General features: G+C 54.9%; 20 protein-coding genes and 1 pseudogene. 7 read left to right on the top strand and 14 right to left on the bottom strand.

Annotated features, from left to right (window positions below):
- Positions 1-299 precede the first annotated feature (299 nt).
- Together DSM110093_RS18695 and DSM110093_RS18700 are read left to right on the top strand one after the other, a co-directional pair.
- Positions 300-866 carry a transposase gene (locus tag DSM110093_RS18695; protein ID WP_347568650.1) on the top strand — a complete coding sequence of 189 codons (567 nt, stop codon included), beginning with the start codon at positions 300-302 and terminating at the stop codon, positions 864-866.
- A 103-nt stretch (positions 867-969) separates the two neighbouring features.
- Positions 970-1,344 (top strand): response regulator, encoded by a 375-nt coding sequence (locus DSM110093_RS18700; RefSeq protein WP_347568651.1) that lies wholly within the window; start codon positions 970-972, stop codon positions 1,342-1,344.
- 434 nt (positions 1,345-1,778) lie between these two features.
- On the opposite strand, the gene DSM110093_RS18705 is transcribed toward DSM110093_RS18700, so the two are convergent.
- The 12 genes from DSM110093_RS18705 to DSM110093_RS18760 all read right to left on the bottom strand — a co-directional run bounded on the left by DSM110093_RS18705 (position 1,779) and on the right by DSM110093_RS18760 (position 14,924).
- A complete protein-coding gene (locus DSM110093_RS18705) occupies positions 1,779-2,630 on the bottom strand; it encodes a tetratricopeptide repeat protein (RefSeq protein WP_347568652.1) in 852 nt (283 codons plus the stop codon).
- Positions 2,627-4,417, bottom strand: a complete 1,791-nt coding sequence (locus DSM110093_RS18710) for a pilus assembly protein TadG-related protein (protein WP_243267980.1) — start codon at positions 4,415-4,417, stop codon at positions 2,627-2,629. The genes DSM110093_RS18705 and DSM110093_RS18710 overlap by 4 nt, the downstream gene beginning before the upstream one ends.
- Positions 4,407-4,775, bottom strand: a complete 369-nt coding sequence (locus DSM110093_RS18715; protein ID WP_243267981.1) for a TadE/TadG family type IV pilus assembly protein — start codon at positions 4,773-4,775, stop codon at positions 4,407-4,409. The genes DSM110093_RS18710 and DSM110093_RS18715 overlap by 11 nt, the downstream gene beginning before the upstream one ends.
- A gap of 47 nt (positions 4,776-4,822) precedes the next feature.
- Positions 4,823-5,680, bottom strand: coding sequence for a type II secretion system F family protein (locus DSM110093_RS18720; protein ID WP_243267982.1), 858 nt, complete (start codon positions 5,678-5,680; stop codon positions 4,823-4,825).
- Positions 5,681-5,774: 94 nt separating this feature from the next.
- A complete protein-coding gene (locus DSM110093_RS18725; protein WP_243267984.1) occupies positions 5,775-6,836 on the bottom strand; it encodes a type II secretion system F family protein in 1,062 nt (353 codons plus the stop codon).
- Entirely contained in the window at positions 6,739-7,968 is a 1,230-nt protein-coding gene (locus tag DSM110093_RS18730; protein WP_243267985.1) for a CpaF family protein, read from the bottom strand. Before DSM110093_RS18730 ends, DSM110093_RS18725 begins: the two co-directional genes overlap by 98 nt.
- A gap of 317 nt (positions 7,969-8,285) precedes the next feature.
- Positions 8,286-9,521, bottom strand: coding sequence for a hypothetical protein (locus DSM110093_RS18735; RefSeq protein ID WP_243267986.1), 1,236 nt, complete (start codon positions 9,519-9,521; stop codon positions 8,286-8,288).
- A 24-nt stretch (positions 9,522-9,545) separates the two neighbouring features.
- A complete protein-coding gene (locus tag DSM110093_RS18740) occupies positions 9,546-10,058 on the bottom strand; it encodes a hypothetical protein (protein ID WP_243267987.1) in 513 nt (170 codons plus the stop codon).
- A 20-nt stretch (positions 10,059-10,078) separates the two neighbouring features.
- Positions 10,079-11,416, bottom strand: coding sequence for a type II and III secretion system protein family protein (locus DSM110093_RS18745; RefSeq protein ID WP_243267988.1), 1,338 nt, complete (start codon positions 11,414-11,416; stop codon positions 10,079-10,081).
- A gap of 24 nt (positions 11,417-11,440) precedes the next feature.
- A complete protein-coding gene (gene cpaB / locus DSM110093_RS18750) occupies positions 11,441-12,370 on the bottom strand; it encodes a Flp pilus assembly protein CpaB (RefSeq protein WP_243267989.1) in 930 nt (309 codons plus the stop codon).
- A 31-nt stretch (positions 12,371-12,401) separates the two neighbouring features.
- Entirely contained in the window at positions 12,402-12,578 is a 177-nt protein-coding gene (locus DSM110093_RS18755) for a Flp family type IVb pilin (protein WP_243267990.1), read from the bottom strand.
- Positions 12,579-13,118: 540 nt separating this feature from the next.
- Positions 13,119-14,924, bottom strand: coding sequence for a DUF4214 domain-containing protein (locus DSM110093_RS18760; RefSeq protein WP_243267991.1), 1,806 nt, complete (start codon positions 14,922-14,924; stop codon positions 13,119-13,121).
- 371 nt (positions 14,925-15,295) lie between these two features.
- Between DSM110093_RS18760 and DSM110093_RS18765 the strand changes: the two are divergent.
- The 4 genes and pseudogenes from DSM110093_RS18765 to DSM110093_RS18780 form a co-directional block, all read left to right on the top strand.
- Positions 15,296-15,520, top strand: a pseudogene (locus DSM110093_RS18765) (short-chain dehydrogenase); the annotation flags it as partial.
- Between the two features lie 462 nt (positions 15,521-15,982).
- Positions 15,983-17,278, top strand: a complete 1,296-nt coding sequence (locus DSM110093_RS18770; protein WP_243267992.1) for a YadA-like family protein — start codon at positions 15,983-15,985, stop codon at positions 17,276-17,278.
- Positions 17,272-17,781: a hypothetical protein gene (locus DSM110093_RS18775; protein ID WP_243267993.1), complete on the top strand. Its 510-nt coding sequence runs from the start codon at positions 17,272-17,274 to the stop codon at positions 17,779-17,781. The genes DSM110093_RS18770 and DSM110093_RS18775 overlap by 7 nt, the downstream gene beginning before the upstream one ends.
- Positions 17,782-18,361: 580 nt before the next feature.
- A complete protein-coding gene (locus DSM110093_RS18780; RefSeq protein ID WP_243267994.1) occupies positions 18,362-19,786 on the top strand; it encodes a TolC family outer membrane protein in 1,425 nt (474 codons plus the stop codon).
- Positions 19,787-20,081: 295 nt separating this feature from the next.
- Here DSM110093_RS18780 and DSM110093_RS18785 read toward each other — a convergent pair whose 3' ends face one another.
- Positions 20,082-21,329: a HipA domain-containing protein gene (locus DSM110093_RS18785; RefSeq protein WP_243267995.1), complete on the bottom strand. Its 1,248-nt coding sequence runs from the start codon at positions 21,327-21,329 to the stop codon at positions 20,082-20,084.
- A complete protein-coding gene (locus tag DSM110093_RS18790; RefSeq protein ID WP_243267749.1) occupies positions 21,329-21,697 on the bottom strand; it encodes a helix-turn-helix transcriptional regulator in 369 nt (122 codons plus the stop codon). Before DSM110093_RS18790 ends, DSM110093_RS18785 begins: the two co-directional genes overlap by 1 nt.
- A gap of 1,004 nt (positions 21,698-22,701) precedes the next feature.
- Between DSM110093_RS18790 and DSM110093_RS18795 the strand changes: the two genes are divergently transcribed.
- Positions 22,702-26,478, top strand: a complete 3,777-nt coding sequence (locus DSM110093_RS18795) for a DUF4214 domain-containing protein (protein WP_243267750.1) — start codon at positions 22,702-22,704, stop codon at positions 26,476-26,478.
- Positions 26,479-26,685 lie beyond the last annotated feature (207 nt).

Raw genomic sequence — 26,685 nt, forward strand, 5'->3', positions numbered from 1 at the left:
GACGACAGCTATTGCGAGCGAGAATCCCGGGGCAAGTAAAGTAGTGGCAAGAAGCCAGCCCCCTCCCAAGGCTTACATTTTGTTCCGGTATAAATCACGCCGCGATCCAGACGACGGTTGCTTAGAAACGTCCTATAGCGGGAGCACACCCGTTCAAACCCTTTTTAAATTGGGCCCATTTAGGAATCTCATGGTCCACGTTTGAAGCGTAAGCGCCGTCCCCGTCGCATTGATTTCCACGGTTCCGTTACGCTGATGGAGCGGAGAGTTTCTCTCTGTGCATTCAGAAGGAGACGGCGATGGCAGATGGCGGGAATGGGTTTGATGGCTGCATTGAGGTTTTGCAGCGAACGCGGGGATATCGACGCTGGCCAGATGATGTGAAGGCCCGGATTGTAGCCGAGAGCTTTCAGCCCGGTGTGCGGGTGGTGGATGTCGCGCGACAGCACGACTTGGCCGCGCATCAACTCTCCGAGTGGCGGCGGCGGGCACGCCAGGGGGAGTTGGACTTGCCGGCGGACGCCATGGCCGGGGTAGCGCCTGCTGCTCTGCCAGCCTTTGTGCCGGTTACGGGGGGCCTGAGGACGCTGGTCCGCCAGCGGCTGCCCGCCGGGCCGCCGGCATCATCACGATTGAGCTTGGAAACGATCTGGTGTTGCGGATGCCGGGCGATGTTCCGGCGGAGCGAGCAGCCGCGGTGGCGCGCGCCTTGCGAGGATCGACATGATTGTCGCGGGGCAGCGCCAGCCTATCTTGATCGCGGCTTAAACCTAATGATTTACAGGTCCCGGCGCTTGCCTAGTAATGTTGCGGGCGCAAAACTCATCATAAAAGCCGATGCTGTGTGCGCCCATATCTCGCCTTAAAGTTATAATTTGGCTAACAATTTTAAAGTTTGAGTGACTTCAATTACTGAACTCGATAAGTACTGGATCGGAACGAAGTTGCCGATTTAAGCCAGATTTAATAATGAATATTATCAAAATACTAATCGTTGAAGATCAACCTGACATTCTTGAGATCATCAAGCTTTCCCTTGAGCTGTATGATAGTTTCGAGGTGGCCGAATGTGACTCTGGCGAAGCCGCTCTCCTTAGAGCGTCTGAATTCAATCCAGAGGTTCTTTTACTCGATTACATGATGCCAGATATGTCAGGCCCTCAAACACTCGAAAAGTTACGGCAACTTCCAGGCCTTGCAGATGTTCCAGCTATCTTTTTGACCGCTCGGGTTGGTGAAAGTGCCGAATCCGAAATGCTGGCACTTGGTGCGATAGAAGTTATCACTAAGCCATTCAAACCCAGAGAACTTGGTGCTCGGATCAGAGCCGCAATAGCGCGATGATTTCACCCTATACACTCATTTAGGTGTTACCAGCTTGGGGCTCTTTCAGGACCACATCCTGGCACATTGCGATGCCGTTTGGGGAGGGCGGCAACCACCCCATCTTACAACAACGAGCGACCCAACATGGGCATCGGCGGCATGACACCCGCAATGAAACTGAAAACAGCCGCGTGAATTCTACGGCTGGACCCCATTAGAAATGGGGGGATTACCGATCAATTGCACGCCGCAAACGCGTTTTCGGTATCCTTCACGAATTTCGGCCACCTCCTGATAGACAGGGGGGCTCAGCTATCACGACCAGTTTCCTCTTAAACGGCACCGAAAGCAAAGCACGTCTAAAGCATCAGATGCTGAGGGCTTTCTGGTCCAGCCAGTTGGGTCCATTCTAAATGGGGCTCACTTCCGTACGAAAATCTGCACACAGGATACTATGCGTAGACCAGTGCGCCGATTTTCTTGCCCTCGCCAAGCATCCGTCTCAGGGCGCGGTAGATCCCCATATTCTCTTCGATCTGACTGGCTTCAAGATCCAAAGCAAGCGTTGCTCTTGCGTCGTTTTCCCGCCCGGCAAGCCCATAGACCATGGCCAGGTTGTCTCGGACATGTGGCGCCACGACCGGATCGCGCACCAACTCCTGCAGGATTGCAATACTCTTCGTCTGTTGGCCACTCAGCGCCAGCGAAAGGGCGTAGTTGTTGCGCAGCACATAGTTGGCCGGATATTGTGAGAGCCCGCTTTGATAGGCCTCCTGAGCCTCCGCATGGCGCGATAGCGTATCGAGGGCCACGCCCTTGCCCGTGATGGCTGAGATATTGCTTCGGTCAATTTTCAGGGCCTTGTTGTAATTGGCCAGTGCGGTTTCTGCTTGATGTTGGGAGAGATGGACGCGGCCTAGGACCGATAGGACCTCGACGTTGCGATTATCGAGCTCATGGGCACGGTTGAGGACCGCTGCAGCACGGTTTTGCTGTCCAAGGCGTGAGTAGCTGTCGCCCAATCCCAGTAGAGCGGACACAGACTCCGGCTCCTCTTCTACGATGTTTTCAAACAAGCGCGCGGCGGTCTGGTGGTCTCCGGACTTGGCCGTAGCCTGCGCAAGCCTCAGACTTGATGAGGCAGGTCCTGCGTCAGAGGTCGGCCGGCTTTGCTCTGTGGGTACGGTGCAGGCCGAAACAGAGACAGCCAGGAGTAGAGCGCCGAGGGGGCGGAGAAGTGATTTAGGGAGGGGCAACTTTATCTCCAATTGGGAAAAATCATATTTGAAAGGTGGCATGTTCATCGGACAAGTAGAAGTTTGTCGCAAGCGAGACCATGCAAAGCCAGATCAGCCTCTCCAATGCCAAGGCCGAGTGTCTCCATTAGTTCGTCGATCGCATCGTCCAGAGCTAAGGTTAGACCACTCAAGATAGGGGGAATGCCGCTTTGAAGGGTATTCAGAGTACCTTCTAAAGTCGCTTCAACTATAGCGGTGAGAAAACCAAAGTTGATCTCCAAGAGTTCGAGGTCAAAGTCCCATGAAACATCAACTTCTTTCATGACCGCCGAAAGGACTCCGGTCAAAAGGTCACCAGAACCAATTTCCTTGAATGGCGGAGGATCGTAGTTAGAAACTTCGGAAAGGATAAATTCTGTCTGTGCTTGTTCGGAAATACCTAGGGGTATTGCCGCTTCCAACAGCACAGCTATTTCCACTTTAGCCAGAAACAAATCTACCTCAATCTTGAGTAAATCTGCGGGATGAAGTTTGTCTTTGTTCAATGGGGTCGTGTTATCATTGAAGTCTGGCGGATCGAACTGCCCCAGGAATACCTCAGCCACATGTGTCCCTGTTACGCCGTTCAGAGGGTCTGTGCCGGTATCAAAACGGGCTATGACATCATCGGGTTCTGAGACGCTGCAGTCGATATCTGTCAGTGAGGCGGTGGCACCGGCAACCTCGATATAGAGCGGCAGTAAATTAACAGATAAGATGTCAAGGCCCAGAGGAGCGAAGATCGAGGGCTCTAGTTTCAGGTCCAGCTTAAGACGTGTCTGTGCCGTATGGAGGGTCGTACCGCGCTCTCCGATGGTAATCCATCCTGATTTTGCTTTCTTCTCGCCCACCACCAGGTCGAAATCTACGGAGACCAAACCGTCGATGCCGACATCGAGGTCTGACTCGATATGTCTTTCTGCATTAATGATATCCACCGATGCCTTCAGTAGATCGAGCGCTTTGACGGTGATCTTGGGCAGGAGGTCAGGAGCGAGGGCCTTCACATCTTCTCCTTCGATCAAAATGAGATCGGAGACGTTTAGAAGTTCTGAAGCTCCACTGTTGATGATGGTGGTTAAGGCGGTTGTAACTTCCTCTCCAAGACCTGTGTCGAGAAGAGCTCCGGCGATATTTGTAAGATCAGCCTCTTTCGTGAGTAGAACCTCATAATTTCCCGCCGTAACATCAAGTCGTGACGCTAATGCGTCCGAAAAAGACAGCAGGTCGATATCGGCATCTGCCAAGGCCTCATAATCAAGGACATCGAGGCCCACCGTTGTGCCCAGAGCCGCAGACAGAACCGCGTTTAGAATTCCCTCATCAATCCTGAGCAATCTCGAGCCCAGACTGAAAGAAGCGCTATCATAGCGTGCAGCTGTCGCCTCCGCTTGGATGCGCGTCGTATCTTGATCCAGAAAGATCTGTGCAAAATATAGGGGCACCTCTTTGTTCAGGGTGACCTGCGCAGCGTTATCGCCTGGCTCAACCCATGACCTCCCCGGTTCGAGTTTCGCATCTTCAGTGCGGATGAAGCGACCATATTTGATATCCGTGAGAGCATCCGGCTCAAGGCCATTCCACTTCACTGTTTCGAGAGCATGTTCGTCCGGATCCGACCACAAGTTCGAGGCAGCGCTCACGGCCGTCAGATCAGCCTCTGTTTGCAGTTTTTTCTGTTGGAAATAAAGGAGACCAACATCAATGGCGAGCGCCATGAATCCCATGAGGACGGTCAGCATGAGGGCCGCGATGATGATCACGACACCGCTTTCGTCTTTGCCAAAGCGCTTCAGGAAGCCTTTAATATACAAGATGGCTACTCCTCGAGACCTTGGTGATTTTAAGGCCAAGGAAGCCATCCACTAGGTCGATTACAGAACCAGTCAGATCATAAGTGAGGGTCACTTTGATGCCTGGCCCAGGCGTCACATCCATCGAAATTAACTCGGTGACATTGTCACCCTGTAGGATTGGGAAACGTGTTTTGGCTTCTTCGATAAAAACGTAGGCCTTGTCCTCGCGTTCTTCTCTTCCTAGCCCTCGGACAGAGTATCGTGCGGTTTCAGCGGCAAGCTGTTGCAAGCTATGCGCAATCGAGAAGTATTGCCCAAAGCAGGCAATCCCCAAAAGGATCGCCAGCAAGAGCGGTAAGATCAGTGCAAATTCCACGGCGACAGCGCCGTCCTCATTCCTCCAAAAACTGCATCTATGAGGCATCAGTTCAAAGCCCCTCCCATGATATTGTCGAGAATGTTGAGGGCGGCCGGACCGATCAACACCACGAAGAGCGCGGGCATGATGAAAAGGATCAAGGGGATCGTCATCAAGGCCGGGATACGCCCCGCTTGTTCTTCGATCCGCAACAAGCGAAGCGCGCGTTGGTCGCGCATTAGGGTACGCAGGGCTTGCGAGATCGGGGTGCCATAGCGTTCGGCCTGCATCATCGCATTGGCAAAGATTGATATTTCCGAGAGGGGTAAACGCTCCGAGAGCCTGACCCAAGCCCCGTCACGGTCTGGCATGACATTAAGCTCGACATATAACTGTCTGATTTCGAATGAGAGTGTTGGAGCTACAGCATGTGACTCGCGCGCCACTCGGTTGAGAGCAGGCCCGAAGCTCAACCCCGCCTCAGTCGCGATGACCAGCAGCTCCAACATGTCCGGGAAAGCTTTTTGGACCTCGGTATACCTTTGCTTTTGACGAAATTTGAGGACCGCATCTGGGAGCTTGGAGAGCAGAAGTGCAGCGGCGAGGGCAATCATGATTTTCATGAACACCCCCATCTCGCTGGACGCATCAAGTGAGAACCAAAGCCAGGTAAAACCTATACCTCCGATCGGCAGCAACAACTTCAAGAAGGAGTAGATCAGCAGAGCGTCTCGCCCGCGGAACCCTGCGGTGCGGAGCAACTTGGCAGAGGCTTCCGCCTCGCCCCCATTGACGATGGAGAACCGCTCGGAGGTGTTTATGGCAACGCGCTTTGCCATTCCCAGCAGGAAGCCAGAGCTTGATCGTCTCGGCATGGTCCGATCATTGCGTTTCAGGTTCATGGTGCGGTTCAGTCGCGCCATGCGCTCGCGTCCGTCGAGAGCGTTCAACACCGCTGTCTGTGCAAAATAGAGGATTGGTGCTGCGATGAGTATCAGAACAAGGGGGGGAATTTCACTAAACATCGAGACGCGACAATCTATACATGCTGAAAATACCCATGCCGAGGAAGGCAACGCCGACCAGCGCAAGGATACGTCCGCGCGCATCTATGAAAAGTGGCTGAAGGTATTCGCCGTTCACCATCCAGATGATGAGGCCAATAGCGAAGGGAAGGGAGGATAGGACTGCGGCACTGACCCTGACTTCTGCTGATAAAGCAGCAGCCTTCTTGCGCAGCTTACGGCGCTCTCGCAACATATTGGCAAGGTTTTCCAGTGTCTCGACCAGATTGCCACCGGTTTCGACCTGAAGCCCAACAGCAATAACAATGAACCTTGCTTCCTGGGAGCCGATGCGATCAGCAATACCGCCAAGCGCCTCGTTCAATCCTATTCCCAGACGCATTTCTTCACAGCAAAAGCTAAACTCTTCCTCGGCAATGCCCTTGGCATGATTGGCCACCACCCGCAGGGCAACCGGTGCCGGCTGCCCGGACCGAAGCCCGCGGGCAAACACATCAAGGCAATCAGGCAATGCTTCGTTAAACGCTTTAATCCTGCGTGAGCGCAGATGACCGAGCCAGACAGTGAAAGACAGGTAGCTGGACAGCCCGGAAATGAGCAGAGCCAAGGGCAGGGGCGCCAGTTTAAGAATCTGGAATGCCGCGACCATCACGATGGCCATAATCACCATCACCGCTATGGCGCTTCTGGGTTTCATCTCCAACCCGGCCTCTCGCAGACGGGTATCAAGCAGGCGCGCGAAGCGGCTGTTGTCGACCTTGCCAGTCTCGCCTTCATCCTCAATTTCAAGGCGCCGTGTCGCCCGATCAGAGAATTGAAGTGGATGGTTCTTGGTAAACTTGACCAACCTTTGAAGGCGTGTCTGACGCGCACGGTCGAGTGTAATGGCGAAGACCAATCCGGTGGTCGCAAAGACACCGAATATGAGGAGGAAGAAAGCAAATATCTGCAGCATCCTAAATCTCCAATGTACGGCGCAATGTGCTTTCCAGACCCATTTCTGCCGCCCGCGTCGTGAAATAGGGGGTGCTGCCTGTTGCTTGGAACTCTCCAATGATGGTCTCGCCCGTGCGGGTCAGATCGGGGGTGAAGCAAAACAGTTCCTGCATGCTGAGCGTGTTGCCCTCAGCGCCCACGATTTCGCAGATTGAGGTGATCCTACGTACCCCATCTCGCATGCGCGATATTTGAACCACCAGGTCAATCGCGGAGCTTATCTGCTGGCGAACGAATTCACTTGGAAGGGCGGTCCCTGACATGGCGATCATGCTTTCTAGGCGTGTCAGCGCCTCGCGGGGGGAATTGGCATGAAGGGTGCTCATCGAGCCGTCGTGGCCGGTGTTCATTGCCTGCAAGAGGTCCAGCGCCTCCTCGCTGCGCACTTCGCCGATGATGATCCTGTCGGGGCGCATCCGAAGCGTATTGCGGAACAGATGACGCATGGTGATCTCGCCAAGTCCCTCAATCGAGGGTGGCCGCGTTTCCAGAGATACGACATGCGGCTGTTGAAGCCGCAGCTCTGCAGCATCTTCGATTGTCACAATGCGCTCGGCCTCTGAAATCTCGCCTGATATCGCATTCAGCAGGGTGGTTTTACCGGACCCTGTTCCTCCCGAAATAAGGATGTTCAATCGCATCTTTGCCGCAAGACGCAAAAACTCTGCCATGGGTGAGGATAGGCTGTCGCGCGCCACAAGATCTGCCAGCTGCAGCTCGCCCTTGGGGAACTTCCGGATTGTTAGCGTCGGTCCCTTCAGAGCAAGCGGAGGGATCGTCACATTGATACGGCTACCATCTGGCAGGCGGGCATCAACCAGGGGGGTGGTTTCATCAACACGACGGCCAGCCAGCGATACGATCCGTGTTGCAATATTGAGGACATGTTGATTGTCCCGGAAGGTGACGCCTGTAAGTTCTAGCTGCCCGTTCCGCTCAATGTAGACTTGCTTGGACCCATTCACCATGATGTCGGATATTGTGTCGTCAGCCAGCAGCCGCTCGAGGGGGCCAAAGCCCATCATATCGTCGAGGACATACTCAACCAGCTGAGTGCTTTCGGCCCCGTTAAGTTCTAATTTCTGTTTTCTGCTGACGCTGCGAACAGCCCGGGCGATGGTCTCGCGCTGCAGATCATCCGGTCCTGAGGCGAGCTCGGTAAGGTCGAGAAGCGCCATAATTTCCGGCATGACGCGCTGACTGAGGCTGTTGAGGTGGCGATCAAACCCGGCAAGAGAGGCGCTCCGGGCAGGGTGTGCTGACGTGTCCGGCAGGGCCCCTGGTTCTGGTTCAGACAGAGCGCTGGCCTTCTCACTAAGAGATCGAACCAGCTCGCGTTGCTCATCAATAGGTATTTCCTGGCCCGTCTGCGCCTCATACCAATCTATGGCCCGGCTTACGACGTGAGGCCCAGGCTCCGCGCCACTTGAAATGAGCGCATTGATTTTCTGAAGCAACTCTGCCGGTATTGAGGGGGTCTTTTGATCAGGGAAGCTTTCCGTTAGCGTCATTTGTTATGCCTCTTCCCCCCAAAGAGGCCCTTCCGTTTTGACTGTGAGCCCAGATTTACAGGCTCTTCGAGATCGTTCATCAGGCGCGTGATGGCCCGGCTATAGGGCCCTTTTTTTGAGATCCTCCTCACGGGCTGACCTTTCAGCGAGGCGCGGGCCAAGTCGGATGCGCTTTCAGGCAGCTCATGCAGGTCACTGATGTTCAGCGCCTGTTTGACCTCTGCTGGCGTGAGCCCTGCACCTCGGCGTCGCTTGGACATCAGGTAAGAAAAGCGCGGTGGGTTCGAGCTTTTACTGACCCTTTCAACCAGGCGGCTGCAGTTTCGGACTGAGGAGAAACCTGGTCCGAAAATGAAGATGATATCATCCAACTCCTCTGCCAGCTCTGGCTGTGCCGCCAATAGGCTTCGCGGCAAGTCTACAACTGTTAAAGGGAAGCTCTGGCGGCAACGACGTAGAAGGGATGGTAGATTTGCCTCCATCTCGGAGGTGCTGGAGGGATCATTTACGCTGGCGGAGTAAAGATAGAGCCCGTCCAAGGGCGTTGCCATTGTCGAGGTAAGAAAGGTGTCATCAACCCGCTCTGGCACCAACAGGGCGTCTAAAAGCCCCATTGTCAGATCAGTATCGAGGTCAGCTGCAATCGAGCCGAATTCGAGGTCTGCATCAAGCAGAGCAACGCGGTTTTGCAGATCACCTTTGGCTTTTGTGCTCCCCGCTGCATCAAGGTATGCCACAGCGAGGTTCTCGGCGATGGCGCTGGCGCCCAAGCCCCCGGAGACCCCGCAGACAGCAATACAGCGAGACTGTGCCTTGGTGCGTGTGTCTGGTGCGACCGAGCCCAGCAGCTTCGATATCTGCAGCTGACGATCACCCAGTGGAAGCGGAAGGTATTCCTGAGCCCCGGCATCAAGAACATCCTGATATGTCGGAATATCATTCACGTGACCGACGGCGATCACCCGTGATCCGGCCTCCTTCAGTTCCTTGATCCGGTCCATAGCTGGCCCGAGCGCAGCCCCCAACTCGACGATAAGGATATCGCCGAGAGGGGCTGTGCCAATGAGGCGGGCGGCCGTGGCCGCGGTGCCCGGGTGGATCGTAAGACTTGCGGTTTCGCCAATCTGGGCCACAAGCTTCTCGGCTGCGTCTCGCGCATCTTCGGATTCAACGAAGGCTTCGATCTGGGTTCGCTTAAACCGTGCGTTAAGTTTTACTTTGCCCTGAAACACGTCAATCCCCTCAAAACAAAACGGTCAACGCGCTGCCGTGCGTGCTGTAGGTGCTGGTGATAAGATGTCCGCAGGGCGGTGGATCATATGCGCGAGATTGATGGCATTGGCGCATCCTAGGTCTTCAACGCCCGGCTGACATGTGACCCTGATCCCCTCGGCGCGTGCGACCCTGATCAGCCCTATTTGATGTCTTTCCAATGGGCGCTTGGCAAAGCTTTCCTGCATTGAGAGCTTAATGCGTGACGGAACCAGAGACAGGGCCGCGGTTACATTCTGGACACGGGCAGCGTCGGTATTGTTATCGCCACTGGTCGGGATTGTGATGATCAACACATCCTCACTGCGCAGCGCTCTTGCCTGCAGGAAGCTGTTGAGCTTGCCGCGCTCATGACTTGTCAGATTGGCTGCACCATGACCGAAATGGAATTGATGCTGCGCCTCGACATAGGGGGCGTTTAGACGGTCGAGAACCGAGACACTGGGCTCAGGCGCCGAACAGGCTGCTGCAAGGGATAGGGAAGCCAGGGCAGCCATCAAAGATATTCTGGAGATACTCATTGCAGAAGTAGCCCCGCTTTACCGTTGATGCTCTTGATGGAAATTGCATTGCCGTCTTCCACAGGCACGCCCACCGAAAGCTCTCCTGTCAGAGCGCGCTGCAATGTGCCGGCCGGTCTAAACCCATCGACGGGTGTCTTGAACTTCTTTGGGTCGCCTGGTTCGACCAGATAGGGGGTCACAATGATCACCAGCTCACTCTCGCCGCTCTGATAGCTAGTAGAACGGAATAGGGCGCCCAGAAGGGGAACCTGACCGAGGCCGGGGACCTCATCAATGGACTGCTGCGATGTGGCTTTGAACAGACCAGCAATTGCAAAGCTTTGGCCGCTGCCAACCTCGATTGTCGTCGCTGCGCTGCGCTCCAGGATCAGGGGGAGCCCTTGGGTATTGGAGGTGCTGCCATTTGAGAAATCCAATTCACGGACCGTGGTGTCGACCTCAAGCTTAATCTTGTTCGATTGAAGTACCTCGGGCTGGAATTCCAACTCCACGCCATAGGGTTCAAAAACGACCTCTACTCGGTCATCCGAAGCCGCGGTTTGATAGGGGAAGCGGCCCCCGGCCAGGAACTTGGCCCTATCGCCTGATCGCGCCGTAAGATTTGGCTCTGATAGGATGGTCACCAAACCCTCTTGTTGGAGCGCTTCGAGGCTGACGCCCTGCAATTGGGAACCGACAGTGAAGTCGGTGTTTAGGGCAAAGCCACCGGGCGCACCGACCCCGCCATTCAATCCATTCCCCAGGGCAGTCCAGCTTGTCCCAAGATCCTCGGTGACCGTTCTTGAAACCTCGGCAATCTTCACCTGCAAGTTCACCTGTGCGGGATTATCGAGCGTCAGGCTGTTGATAATGGGTACCTCCTGACCAGAAAGGGCCCGGACGACAGTCTCAATCTGCGTGGCATCTCCAAGGGAAGGTACACGCCCGGTCAAAACCACGGCACCTTCGGTTTCCCGCACCTGGTAATTGCCAGCGGATACGGCGGAATGTGCGGCCGAATTTAACGCCCCAACATTCAAAGCAACCTTCACGACGCTCGAAAGGGTGACGTTATCAAGCTCATCGAGCGCAAAGAGCGTCGTGTTTCCAGGGCTTTTTCCGTAGATATAAACAAGGTTTGCAGATTTGACCTCGATATCTGCAATTTCCGGATTTGCCAAAAAGACAGTTTCGGAAGGCTGGTCGAGACGGATCAACTTCCCCTCGCCGGGGAAAAGACTAACCGGTTTCCCGGTGGCTTCAATCACGGTTTGTGCAGGGCTTATGTCAGGGATGAGCATGACGGAGCCAGCCGCGATTAATGCGATGGCCCTGGTAATATTTGGCAGCATGGATGAAAATCCTGAGGTCTAAATCTAGCGGGAGATGGGCAGATCATTTCCCGTTTGAGCTTCTTGTTTAAGTGGCGATTGCGCCTGATCCTCCGCAGCAAAAGCGGTCTGTTTTTGACCGCCCTGTCCCCGGAATACTGTGATGCGTTTTTTGGGCGGCGGCGTGTAGCTATCCACGGTTTCCCCCGAAATCCGTGTTGAGAGCATGGGGTCATCGCGCACGATGATTGGCTGGCCGCCATCACCTGCGGAAGACAGCACAAATATCAGCTCTCCTGTTTGCTCTGCGAGCGCCAGTACCTTCGTACCTTCAGGGTGCAACTCCAGCGTCATCATGCGCCCGTCATTGCTTCGATTGCCCATCTCATTGAGCGCCAGCACCCGTACATTCTCAAGGATGCTTCGCACAGCGCGCACATCCCCCTGGGAGTTGTAGGACACCATCACGTCGATCCGGTCATTTGGCTCTATTAGGCCGCCAATTGAGGTTTGCCGGCTGAGTGGCACTGAGATCGCCCGCATGCCGGCTCCCAGATCCCCGGTGAACCTGCTGATCTTTTCTGGCTGCGCTACCGGTTTTTCGGGCGGCTCGGGAATAATAAGATCGCTCGCCATGATTGGCGATCCCACTTGAATTTCCTTTTCTGCCCGAAGACCTGATAGACGTTTTCGATTGATTTCAGAATCGAGAATAAAATCCGGAGTAATCAAATTGGCAGGTATATTGATCACTTCAATAAAACCGATCGATAAATCAGTGTCTTTCAATATGAGTTCAGAAGCCCCCAGAACAGCAATGCTGGGCATCTCATTTACAACGGCAACCTCCCCCGGGGAGGGGGAGGCCGGCTGGCTCTCAGGGCGAATGCTGATCCAAGTGACGGCTACGGCAAGGACCGCAGACGTCGATAGGACAAGCAATACGCGCTTCGGCATATCATTGAAAATACTCAATTTTTAAATTCCTGAAATGTCAAGGATCTGGTCATTCAGGAATGGTGACGGCAGTCTTAATAACTTCGAAAGTAGCGACGAGTTCATCACCCAGTAGCCCTACCACCGTAACGATACCTGCCGCGATAAGAGCCGCAAATAGACCGTATTCAATTGCCGTGGCGCCGTCTTCGTCGCGTGCGAAAGTTTTGATGAATTTGATAATCATGGAGAGCAATAACCTCGTTGTTCAGCCTCAATACACAGCGCTTTTCGCGCTGCCGATGAGCGGCAGGCCGCTTGATTAACTCAAGGCACAACTTATGAGGTAGCGCAATAAGGGATAAGCCTAAAGGGGTAATAAAGTATGGTTTTTTACTGTATGGGGCAATAATAAGACGCAGAAATATACTTAATAGTCTGATACTATATACTTAAGAATGGTATGTATACTAAAGATAATTGGTTTTGTTTTGAGTTAGAATTACATTCATTTGCCCATGTGGAATTAACCGCCTTGCTGTGAGTAGGTCCTTTTGCGTCGGCACAGGTCAAGCACCGGGGCAGGGGCCGCAAGATGAGCAATAAAATGGCAGTGCCACAAGGGATCAGCCCGGTTATATGCGGGGTTTGGCGCTTAGGGGCGACCATACAGGCGATCGCCTGTTGCATTGAGCGCTGCCACCCCTTTCTCGGGGCGGCTTACGAGAAGTGACGTCACGGACAGGGTGGCTTCTCGATTAGACGTTTCGCGCGTTCTGGGCAGCCGTCAAGCTATGGCAAAAGGATCATCCAGAACGCCGACCAGGGGCATTAAGAAGTCGCCGTTGGTGGCATCGAGGGCGCTTGCATAGAAACTGTCTGCAGCGTTGATGGCCGCATCTACTCCTGCTTGCGACCCGTTATAGCGGCTCATGACGTCGATCGCATTGTCGACGTCTGACATACCTTTGATAACAGCAAAATACGCGCCCACGTCTGTCTTTGTCTCGAGGTATTGTTGGTCGAGTGCAGATTGGGGGCTGGGGTTGCTTGGGTGCTTGGCGCCATTCAGGATCGCGAGAATGAAGATGCCCGCCGTAATGTCAGGGTTGTCCTGCAGCTCATTCACCCAGTAGTCGAACCCGCTTTGATCTGCTGCGCGCCCCAGTACATTGGTGTAAACGGCGGCAACAAAGGCAGGTACATCTGTCAGGGTGCCATCCGCGTCTAAGGCCGTCTCATATGTGCTACGTGTCTCAGATTGCACGAAGAAGCTTTCTGCCATTTCGGGCAGGGTGTAGCCTTTGGAGAACTCGGTGCCCCAATAGTTCAAGCCCATCGCGTCAGGGGCGCGGTTGAAGTAGGCGATGTAGAGTTCCACCACATTCAGCATGTCTGCCTCAGCGAGCCCCGCCGCGCCTCCGAAGAGTGACAAGTCAAACTCATCGCCTTTAATGCCGGTATCGAAGCTCAGAAACTCAATGTCGGCCAATGTGTCTGTGCCATTCTGGTCGGGGCGTCGATCGGTGAGGGTGGTGCGCTGCGCGCTGAGCGTCAGCGTGTAGCTGTTTTGGTGGCCAGAGTAGCTGACCGTATCAATGCCACCGCCGCCATTTACGATCTGGTTTCCGTAACCTGCGATGACCAGGTCAACGCCGCTTGTGCCGATGTAGTGTTCAATCACGGTCCCGGGCTGGATTTGCAGGCGGGGCAGGGGTGAGACGGGGGTGATGGGGTCTGACCAGGTCTGTTGGTTCCAATCATAGATTTCGATTGCTTGTTCGGTGTCGAGAAATAGACCTTTGCGGAAATCGAATATCGCCGGACCGGTTTGGTTCAAGCCGCTTGCGTCAACGGTATCCGTGCCGCCGGTATCGACCAAGGTGGTGGGCGTAAGGATCGACATGTTCCAGTGTGTGCCCTCCTTGCTCATGCCTCCATGCTCATTGACAGCGAAGACATTGTCGGCGGACGTTATCCGCGTGCCGTAGATGTTTTGCAGGGCGGCAATATCGAGCGCTTGGAGCCCTGTCACAAAACCTCTTTGTGTGGAGCCGCTGTCGAACAGGACGCTGTTATAGGACAGGGCGGTCATGAGCCGCATGTCGTGCATGCTTTCGGAAAAGGCGGGCATCTGGCCTTCCCAGGTGTGGCTCAGGCCAACCGCATGGCCGATCTCATGGGCGAGAATGTAATGAAAGTTCTCGGGCTCTGCTTGAAGGCGCGCGTCGACATTGAGGAATACGCCTTGGTCTCCGCGGAAGGGATAGCTCGCATAGCCTCCCATCTCCATGTTGTGAAAGCCAAAGCCCATCTGTCCATCATTGCTCCCCACTTCTTCAAACGTCAGGTTCGTGAAGCTTTCGATGTAGCCCAAGTAGAACCTGACAGCCTGTTGCTCAGCTGGTGAGAACGTCTCAAAGACAAAAGGCGCGTCCTCAAGGTAGCTCTCTGATTGACGGCCATCTGCATGTGTGAGGAAGCTGTAGGTGACGGTCGTTTCGTGATACCTGTAGCCACTGTCCAGAGCGGACCAGTTCTCGTTGAGAAAGATGGATTTCTCCGTGTCAGACAGCTGAAAATATGACGTCATTTTGCTTCCAAAAAATGGGCGAGAAAGAGGGGGCGGGTGTGTGCAGGCATTTTGTCAGATCCCGCAGGGCCCGCGAACTAGAAAGCCTCTCCTAGAGATGGCTCGCGGCATAAGTGTGGCTTTATGAGCGCTTGGTCTTAAGAGAGTCTTGTCGCACGTGAGGCCTAGCGCGCTCTTATCTAAATACCGCCTGTCCGTCGTCATATAAAGTGGGACATCAGAGCGGCTTGAACATTGGAGGCTCTGGTTCGGTTGTGTGATTGATTATGCTGCTTGTTTTTGATGTTGCAAGCGGCGCTGTCGGATCGTCAGGTTCTTGATCTTCTTCCTTTCTCTCAGAATGGCTTTGTCCCGGCCAAAGTAGACGTCAGCGGGTGAACGGCATCGGACCTGGGCCAACCTTGCAAGGTCAACATCAGTCTGAAGAAGTCTTTGCACAGGAGCGCCGGAATACGGTGTTGAAGCGGGGTGTGAACCTTGCGGATATTACTGCAGCCCTTGGCTACTTTATCGATGCGCCTGCGGTCACAGGACAACTGCTTTGCACCGATGGTAGCGAGCATCTGCAGTGGCAAAATGCCAGTCAGAACAACTGACTGCGGGACGTACTGCAACTTAGCAAGCCCGATGATCTGAAGTGTGGCGCCGTGAGCGCCAATGGCGTGTCCACGCTGTGATAGAGCGCAGCCTACAATGCTTCGTGGTGCGTCCGTAGATGGTGGAATACCGCGTCCTCTGAGCGATATGCCGGACAATACGCCTTTCCTTACCAAGGCAACTTCAAAAAAATTCTGAAACTTTTGAAACTTATTAACGCAAGCTACCGTGTCTCCAATATTCTGCCTACAGGCCGAATTCTGACAACAATTACAGTAAGTAATGTCTCGTGCGCGAAAACGCCCAACAAGGATTGCCCGATGAAAATCAATAGTACCTCCCTCTCACGTCTGCAAAATAGCGCTGCAGTTATATTTTTGATTAGCAGCTCATCAATGGCATTTGCCGATGGGGCAGCACCTTGCAATACCGGGACAGGGACGAACTCTGCAGAATGCGGCGTGAACACGACAGCTGATGGTAATTTTTCTGTCGCTATTGGTGATGGGGCGAACACCGCCGCAGACTCCGTTGACGGTGTTGCAATTGGCTCCGAGGCAACGACCACAGGCCCATCGACGACGGCCATCGGCGGTGAAACCGTGGCCACCGGCCCCGGCACAACGGCAATCGGCTGGCAATCTGCCGCCACCGCAGAGCGTGCGCAGGCCTTTGGTCACCTCGCCACGGCTCAGGGTGTGCGGTCATTGGCCATTGGTGAAAACGCCGATGCACAGACGGACAATGCAACGGCTATTGGTAACGAAGCAATTGCAACAGGTATTGATGCGATTGCATTGGGCGATACCGCTGCTGCAACAGGCCCCTCCACGACAGCTATTGGCGGCGAAAGCGTTGCCACGGGCGCCGGCACAACGGCAATCGGCTGGCAATCTGCCGCCACCGCAGAGCGCGCGCAGGCCTTTGGCCACCTCGCCACGGCTCAGGGTGTGCGTTCATTGGCCATCGGTGAAAACGCCGATGCACAGTCAGATAATGCAACTGCCATTGGCAACGAAGCGATTGCGACAGGTATCGACGCGATTGCGTTGGGCGACACCGCCGCTGCGACAGGTCCCTCCACAACAGCTATTGGCGGCGAAAGTGTTGCCACAGGTGCCGGCACAACTGCAATCGGCTGGCAGGCAATGGCCACCGCAGAACGTGCTCAAGCCTTTGGTCACCTTGCACAAGCAACTGGCGTACGCTCAACTGCTGTTGGGGAAGGTGCTGTAGCGTCAGGTGCACAATCGCTGTCCTTTGGTAACCTCTCCTCGGCTCAGGGTACCAACTCGGCTGCCATTGGTAATGGTGCCGTGGCAACACGCGACAACCAGTTCACACTCGGTAATGCCAATAACACTTACACTGCGTCTGGTATTGCTACGCAGGCAAGTCGTGATGCACAAAGCGGTCCGGTCGCGCTGGTAACATCCGACTCTTCGGGCAATCTCGCAACGTCGGATGTGAACTTGGGCCAGGTTTTGTCCCTTGGTTCAGCAGTGCAGAACAACTCGGCTGCGATTGCCAACAACAAGTCCGGTATCGCGATGGCAATGGCCTTGAAGGCACCCTATGTTCCTGAAAACAAGCAATTTGCAGTGTCCACAGGATTGGGCAGCTTTGAGGGATCACAAGCGATGGCCGTTTCGATGGGTTACCGGTTCAACAACAACACTCAGTTCGATGCGGGTGTCACCTACGGGTTTGATAACGATCAAGTCGGTGGTCGTGTTGGTGTAACCTACGCGTGGTAAGTCTGACCAATTTCTTCAACGTCACAGCACCGCGAACATTGTTTGCGGTGCTTCTATGTTTTGGGCTGGTGGCGGGATCGGCAACTGCACAGGAAGACACAAGCGTTGAGCGCAGTTTTGCTGTTGCATTGATCCGTGACGTCATGATCGCAATCAATCACGGCAACTGGACAGGAAACTATACAGTCCTGCGTGATTATGCGTCACGCGACTTCTCGGAGGCGAACGATCCAACACGATTGGCCGGTTTATTTGCCCCTGTCCGTGAAGCAGGTGTGGATATGCTGCCCGTGCTGGTCGAGGAGCCTGAGATACTCAATTCGCAAGTCGCTGCTGGAGGCGAACAAATTCGTCTTACCGGCTACTTTCCTGTGCTTCCCGAGCACATCAGTTTTGACCTAGTTTTCATCAACGAAAAAGCACGGTGGGTCTTGCTGGACGTTTCTGTCGGCAAATTCGATGCTATTGAGGAAGCCGAAAAACCGCTCGTGGAATCGGATTGAGCATCCAGCAATTTATAGCAGGCTGCTACAGAAGGCAGCTGTTCCGTCGCTACGGTTTGAAAGCGGTTCTTTGCGGCTTCGGACGCCGGGTCAAATTTGGCCCCTTTCGTTAGGCAACAAGACGTTTCCGTGGCCTGTTTTACAGGCCGCCATGACCGCCGGGAATTGTCGCGGACCCTGTCGAGGCCGCCAAACGCAGTTTGAACCATGTGGTCCCACGGACTTGGCCCAGCCGAAGGGTTCTTCAATCTTCTGACGATGCTGCTGGTACAGATCAGACGTGCCGACGCGATGGAAGGCGGTCGATGTTGAGCGCGTCGATAACGGTATCGAGGGGCGCCAACGCGCCACTAACGAACCGTTTGAAAGCCGCGTAGTATCCACGAACACCCAGGATGCAGTCTTTGGGCGGGGCTGACGGGCTTGGTCGCTTCGCTTGACACAAAAGGACCGCATACCTAGCAGTAGAGTAAAGTTGATACACTTATAACGAGATAAAGCGTAAAGCCCATTTTTTGGCCGGTCATTTGATCGGGCGAGATAGGAAGGTAATTGCGCGCAGGCAATAGGCAGCTGAATAATGAGTATATTTGGGTTCAAGAGCGCTGTGCAGCGTGGTGTTACGGCGTTGCCGTTGGCATTGGTGTTGATGGTGCCCCGCCCGGCATTCGCGGAGACTTTGGCGGATGCTTTGATTGGGGCGTATGAGCATTCCGGGCTGTTGGAGCAAAATCGGGCCTTGCTGCGGGCAGCAGATGAAGATGTGGCCAGCGCCCAGGCGATGCTAAAACCTGTACTGCGTTGGGCGGGTGGTTTGACACAGAATTTTGGCTCTCTACGGAGCTCCGGTATTCAGGCTGTGCAGTCAACTGAAAGCCTCACCGCATCAATAAATCTGATCGCAGAGCTGTTGATTTATGACTTCGGTGCCAGCCAGTATCGGGTCGAGACTGCCAAGGAAACGGTGCTGGCAACCCGGCAGACATTGCTCGACATCGAACAGCGCGTACTCTTGCGGGCTGTGGCAGCCTATATGGGGGTTGTTGAAGCCTCTGATGTTGTGGCGCTGCGCAACAATAACTTAGGGTTTCTCGTAGAAGAGCTGCGCGCGACGCGCGACCGCCTTGAAGTTGGGGAAGTGACAAATACTGATGTAGCGCTTGCCCAAGCGCAGCTGGCAGAGGCCCGCAGTGAGTTGGCCGGTGCGGAAGGGGAGTTGCTGCGCGCGGTGGAAGAATACCGTACGGCCATCGGCCGCAAACCCGTCAACCTTAGCCCGCCACCGCGCCTGCCTGACGTCGGAGGAAGCTTAGAGGCGGCTAAGGCCCTTGCCGTGCGCCAACACCCTTCGGTTTTGGCCGCGCAACACCAAGTTAGCGCCTCTCGTTTGGCAGTAAGTGCCAACGAAGCGGCGATGGCGCCCAAAGTGACGCTTCAGGGCAATTATGGCCTGACCGAGACGTTCAACGACAAAAGTTATACCCGCAGTGGAAGTGTGGGGGTGGAAGCCAACCAAACGATCTATCAAGGGGGGGCGCTGTCTTCTGCTGTGCGGCGGGCGATGGCGCAGCATGATAGCCAGCGGGCCAATCTGCATGTTGTGAGCAACAACGTCGTGCAGGATGTTGGCAATGCCTATGCTGGGCTGACCTCTGCACGGGCGCAGTTGGAGGCTTCAGAGCGACAAATTCAAGCAGCACGCACGGCCTTTGAGGGGGTGCGCGAAGAAGCAAAGCTGGGCGCACGCACCACGCTTGACGTTCTCAACGCCGAGCAGGCGCTCCTGGATGCGGAATCAACGCGTGTGGCGGCGCGTGCCAACCTCTATGTTGCAGCCTATTTTGTGCTGTCGGCCACGGGGCGTCTAACAGCGAAAGATTTGGGATTGCCGGTACAGCTCTATGATGCGGCGGCCTATTACAATCTGGTCAAAGACAGCCCCGCAAAATATTCTAAGCAAGGCCAGGCGCTTGATCGCGTGCTACGCAGTCTCCAGAAAAACTGAACGCGCGCGCGGCACCGCTGGTCTATGGTATCTTCGGTTGTATCCGGGGCAATGTTGCGGCGAAGGCCGTCCACAGTCGAATTCTTTGGGGCTCATTGGATACTTGATGAGCGCTTGTCTGAGTGCAAAGCGGTGCGGGATTATTAGCTCTTCGTACAAGAAGAGCTTTGATTTTTTTCGGAAGCGCCGTGGTTTTCCGCCAGCGCTTTGCAGTCCGGGGCAGCCGTCAAGAGATTGGCGGTTGTTTCTTTTTTGCTCGAAGGTCTCGCCGCGGCACATTACGCCGTGATGTTGATTAGAAGCTAAGAGCCTTCTCTGCCTCGCGGTGTTCAAAGGCGTCTGCGAGAGTTTTTAGGTCTTCTCCGCCAATACCGAATTGCCGCATGAGAGGTCTCCACCGATTGGCGATCAGTGAGGCCATCTCGCGCGCCCGCCTGCGCGCCTCGTTCTGCGATAGATCGAAGAACTCCGCAGCGGCTACCGCAAGATCGAGTGACGCCTCAAATGGCTCTCCTTCTATGATCGCCGTCTTGAGATAGCGATGGCGTTCTGCCTGTGGGTTCACATCGAAGAGCGGGGAGAGACGCCAAAGACCATCGTCGGCATAAATGAACCCGTGGTTCTTCAGGTGATCGTCCGTGTTGGTGACAAGAACGTTGAATGTCATTCGCGCCCAAAGCTCATGCAGATCTGCCCGCGCAGCCTTACTGATCATCCGGATCGCCTCGGCGATCTCTGTATAGGAGCCTTGCTCTGATCCTGATCTATCAAGAGCTGTGCGCGCAGAAAAGTAAGGGACACGCCTGCGCGCCCGCCGATCAAAGCGTCGGATCAGGGCCACTGGATGGTTAGATCTTTCCAGCATCAGCCGTGCGTCTGGTGCGCGCAGACCGCATTCCCGCGCCAACTGGAGCGTCGCGACCTCAATGCGCTCCACAGGGCTCTGGTCTCCCGGGGACGAGAACTTAGCGATCCAGAGGACATCGCGGTCCTGCACATTCGCCTTCGGTCGGGCGCCGCCCATCGAGCTGCCGGCGTTTGCGAGTTGGCGCAGACCCTCGCTCGATATCTCGCGGCGCTGCTCGATCTTGGCCGCACTCTCCCGGAGTGCATCAAGCTGCATGAGGTTCGGCACCGGGGCGCGATGTCCACTGATGATCTCGCCGTCTTCTCCGATGAACCGGAGTGCGCCTTGGCGCGTCGCATCATCTGACAGGGTAAGCGTGTCGAATTCACTGAGACCCGCGCCGTGAACGCGCGCCATCAAGAGACGCCCCCATGCATCAGGGGTCGCATCCTGAAGGGCGGAAGGCAGGCTGTCGTGCTGATCGCCTGTGGATGCCAGGGATGCATAGGAGGGCGTCAGCCCGAGCGGCAGCTGAGGTGCGATCGCGAAGGACCGCGCATCGTTGAGCCAACTCTCGAAATATTGAAATTCGGAATGCTGACGGCGCGGCGCCTGCGTGAACCGCAGCTTCCCAACCGGTAAGAGCGCGCTTCCAAGGCAGACATGGGCGACCTTCTGTTCTGCGCGCGGGGCCATCAGAAGCCTACGCCTTCATCGTCATCATCTTCGTCCTCATGGCGGCTACCCGGCGCGCGGGCGCCTCGGCGCTTTACATAGGATACCCCCCTCTGGGGAATCGCGTCGAGGGCGCGGGATAGGCCCACAGCATCCTCTTCTATCCGCAGGATCTTCGCGAGCGCATCGGGCTCGCCGAGCGCCGCAAGCACCGCGGCCAGCTTCCCGATGCCCACGCCAGAATCGCCCCGCTCTAAACGCTGGATCGTCTTCTCCGAAACGTTTGCGCGTTCTGCGAGATCGACCATAGCAAGACGACGTATGAGGCGCGCTTGTTTGAGGTTGCGGCCAAGGTGCGCCAAAGCTCTCTGGGCACGAAGATTAGACATTTATCGTCTCATATGACTTTTAATATATATATACCGGTCATATATGGCTGCTTGCTTTTGGTCAATCATCGCTAACCCGAGCGTGTTTTCTAGTGCGAACAGATCGCACGGTGGATGGCGGCAGAAAATGAGGTCGCGCACGAGGTTTGGGTTCGACAAGCTATTGGCGAAAGAATCTTCGCCGATGCGCATCTATGCACTCTCCCTCAAAAAACGCCACGTTTTGTGGACGCCGAAGATAAGGTTGGCCATCATTTCGCCAACCCAAGTTTCATCTGCACCAAAAATGCAAAGAGCTGGGGTTTCCGGGGCTTCTCGCGATCTTGGTCTATCCGGTCGAGGGTCGCGTCATTTGTGGTCCAAAACTCTGCGCCCCTTCATCCTGGTTAAGCATTGCCCGACTCAACGCTTTGCGCCAAGGGCTGTTTGGGCCAGAAAATATGCGATGGTGTGCTCAGAACGCCCAAACCGACGTTGAAAAAGCTGCGCTGCACGGCGCGCCGTAGCTCTCAGAAAGGGTGGGGGTCGACGGAGACGAAACGTCGTACAGAGCACCCCTTTTTGGCTCTTGTGTCAGGCATTTGTGCCCAGAAGGGCAATGGTTGCGCTTGTCCGTCCTGCAGCCGGTGTAGTCTGCATAGTAGGGTGTCGTGGTGCATTAACTGAAGCCCGTATCGGTCTGTTTCGCCCTATTTCTCTCGTTCTGTTCGGGTTTTGGCGGGAGGATATACTCTGTGCCGCTGCGCTTGGCGGTATCTTCTTGAACTGCCCTGCAATCTGATCTGCGGACCCGGGGGGACGCAGTGGTTGCAAGGGCATGCTTATCAAGGAGGGGGTATGAAATTTGCTATACAGTTTATTATTGCGAAAGAAGTACAGTTAAAGTAATACCCTACTCTATGAGCCCAAGGCTCTGTTCGGTCGTGCCTGTAAGGCAACGTTGGTGGCCGAGGCATTTATCGAGCAGTGAACGTGGTTCACAAATTTCTGGAGGTAATTCACCCATGGCTACGCAAGCCCAAATCGATCAGATCGTACAGCTGTACATCGGCTACTTTGATCGCGCTCCCAACCCAACGGGGCTTAACTATTGGATCAATGAGCTAGATAACAACCCTGACATGTCCTACCTGGACATTGCACAGTCGTTCTCGGTTCAGCCCGAAGCGACAGGTCTTTATCCTTTCCTGGCGAACCCACAAGTGGCTTCCCCAGAGGCCTTTATTACAGCTGTTTACTTGAACCTGTTTAACCGCGCGCCCGATGCCGATGGCCTGGCGTACTGGGAAGGCGAATTGGCTGCGGGTAAATCCCCTGGTCGTATGATCATTGACATCCAGTCGGGTGCTCAGGATTCTGCTGATGGTCAAGACCTGACCATCCTGAACAACAAAACAGCCGTTGCGCTTGATTGGGTTCAGTCGACCGCAGACATCTCGGGCTTCTCCTACTTCAACGAAGACGGCAGCATCAATGCAGCTGCTGAAGCTTCCGCCAAAGGCGTTCTGGACGGTGTCGATGCGACAGAGGAATCCGTTGCTGAAGGCCAAGCCGAAACTGCTGCCTATTTGGACGCTTACGGCGAAACGGGCGCCATTGCTCTCGAAGTTGGCGTCGACAATCTGACCGGCACCTCCGGCGATGACGTGTTCAATGCGCCGATCGAACAAAACATGCTGGGCGCCGTGACCAACACCTTCGAATCCGGCGACACGCTGGACGGCGGCGAAGGCATGGACACGCTGAACGTGGACATGACGCTGACCACATCCGGCACAATTCCTGTTGGCCCCGCGATTTCTGCTACAACAAACAGCATCGAAGTTGTGAACCTGCGCGAGCAGACACTCAACATCGACACTGGCTTCAACGGCTCCAAAATCGACGCCGAGAAGATGATGGGTGTCGAGCAGTGGTGGTCTGACAACAGCCGCAGCAACATCCAGATCGAAGACATCCGCTCCAAGCCGATGGACACTGCCTTTGGTCTGAACGAAACGGATCCCGGTGCGGGTTTGAACGCCTACATCAACGCCAACTACCTGGAAGGCGACGTGGAGTCTGAATCCATCCTGACGCTGACCATCCAGGAAATTAACGCAGACGTGTTGGTTCCTGGCGCTGAGCTTTCCAACATTGCTGTTGGCAAAGTGACCTTCGATCTGGACGGTACTGAGTACGCGCTGGAATCTGCGGACATCACCGCAGCGAACACCTGGGCCGATCTTGAAGCTGCTTTGACAGCACAGATCGATGGCACAGCTGGCCTCGAAAACCTGACCGTGTCCCATGTTGGCGACGGTGTCTTCACCATCTCTGACAGCGAAGGCGGCGCATTGAGTGCAGACCCAGCCACAGCTGTTCTGCTGGGCTTTACTGGCATCGACGTGCGTAACCGCGTTGAAGTGGGTGAAAACCTCGAAACGCTGCCAACACGCACCACAGTATATCTCGATGACGCCGGCAACGGGTCTCAAGGTGGTGCTGTAAACGTCGCAGGCATGTCCGGCGAGCGCGGCATTGAAGTGATGGACGTTGTTGTCGATGACGACAGCCACATCTCGGCTCTGAGCTCGGTAAACCGCGGTGGTCTGAATGGTGAACAGCAGCTGGAAGTTGTGAACGTGACGCGCGGCAATGCCGACGGCACGCAGAACACCGGCGATCTGAAAATCGGCGTTCGTACCATCGACGCTGGCGGCGAAGAAACCACCACAGATGGTCGTTTGGCCGGTGGTCTTCAGAACGTTCGCGTCTTCAATGCTGAAGGTTTCGACGGTCAGACGATGATCGCTGCTGCTCTGAACTCCAACGACGTGTTCGACAAATATCTCGACCCCGACAATGGCGTTGTCCAGTTCACCTACCACATGGGTGATGCAGGCTCGAACACCAGCCTGTTCGTGCAGAATGAAGTTGCCGCAGATGATGACTTCACTCTCGACCTGATTGGTGGGGACGGTGAAGATCGTTTCAACCTGCGCGGTTTGGACGTTAAAGACACCACGTCTGTGGACGGCGAAGGCGGTGTTGACACTGTCGAGGTTAACACATCGGTTGACGGTAGCTTGGATGGTGCCGGTAACATGCGTGCCTGGGAATCTTTCACCAACGTTGAGAACCTGGTTATCGCAGGTAGCGGTGAATTCACTTACGATCCAGCGGTGTTTGACTTCATCGAAGGCAACATGATGGGTCTTGAGACCGTAGTCATCGCGACTGATGGCGACGGTGGTCTTGGTGACGACACCACGCTGATCAATCTGGATGAGGGTACGGACGCAGTCATCTCTGGTCGTAACCAAACGCTGAACGACAACGCGAACAACAACGCTGATCAGGATTTCCGTACAATCATTCTGGACGAAATCCAGGATGAAGTCGGTGTTGATACGGCGACTGTTGTGCTGGAAAACACAGCGCGTACGAATGGTGAGCTGACCGTCAACAACTTGACAGTGAGCAACCCAGAAGTAGGTGTCGATGCACTGGAAATCCAGTCCAACGGCCGGGCCCAAACTTCCAACCAGGTTACATCCTTCAACGCCGCGGCGCTGAATACATTGACCCTGGTAGGCACGCAGGACCTGACCATTGCTGTAGACGCTCTTGCGGATGCTAACGGGGCGGGTTCTGGCGCTGGTGCGGCTGCAACCATTGATGGTTCTGATCTGGCTGGTGATCTGGTTCTGGCCACTACTGGTGCTGTTCTGAACAACGCTGGTGCTGACAAAGTGACTGGTACTGCAGGTGCAAACGATACGCTGCAGCTCTCTGGTGTGCTTGCACCTGGCGCTGTCATCTCGGGCTTCGAAACCATCCAGTTCGGTGCGCCGTTCAATGGGTCTGCTGATGCTGCTTCCGGTGTGTTCAACGCAGCAACCGCGAGCGGTGTTGAAGAGTATGTGATCAACCTCCTCAGTGCTGATCTGGAGATGAACAACACTGCAGGTGATGAAGAGATCACAGTCAACACCAACCTGACTGATGTTGAAGGCAACAACCTGACGTTCATCGCAGCAGCCGAGGACAACAGCAACGCTCTGAACCTGAACTTCCGCGACCTTGATACGTCAAGTGTTGAAGGGGCGAACAATTTCGGTGCGGCTGAAATCTTTGTTGGTAACTATAATACTATCAACTTGGACCTTGATGACGATAATGCCACAGGGATCAATGCCTATACATTCGACCTGAACCTGTTGGATGACGATGGTGACAACGACGCCAGCGGTGCTGCCTACGATATCGATGAAGTGTTCGCTCGGACACTGAATATCACCGGTGGTGGTAACGATGATGGTAGCAATGTGGATACCGTTAGCTTCGCACCAGGCAGCCTGTCCAACGTTCTGTCCTTGATCGACTTCTCGGACTACGAAGGTGCAGTTGGGACTATGGTCGTAGACATTCAAGATCAGGCAGATGTGGATCGTAATATTACAATCCGCTTCAATGACCAGTCTGCGAACGTCACCGAAAACGATCTCGGTGTAGATGATGCGATTGTGACCTACGAGTTCACGCAGGATGTTGCGGATGCCTCTGATATCTGGACCATCACAGGCTTCGATGACTTTGCAACTGCGGGCTTGACCAGCTTGTCCATTCTGGATGTCTCTGGTCTCGGCATCACCGGTCTTGCTGACTTGAGCATCGTTGATGATGGGACCGACACGACCATTACTGCAAATGACCCTGCAGCGTCCGGTCTCGACTTCGAAATCTTCCTGTCCGGGACTACCGGCGGTCTCAACAACGAGAACTTCACGTTCGCGTAAGCTAAATCATAAGGCAGGGTTTTCTCTGTCGACGGAAAGCCCCCAGAATTTCTGGGGGCTTTTCACTTTTAATAGGCCTGTAAGGGTTTTCCATTTCCAGGTGATGCGTAATCAAGACGCACGCCATTTGTGGGTAGGTGGATAAGCGCCAACGCGCTTGGCTGGAGCGCGAAAAAAGATATACCGTCTTTACCTGTGCCCCCCTTC

This window comes from Sulfitobacter sp. DSM 110093, from assembly GCF_022788715.1.
Classification (GTDB): domain Bacteria; phylum Pseudomonadota; class Alphaproteobacteria; order Rhodobacterales; family Rhodobacteraceae; genus Sulfitobacter.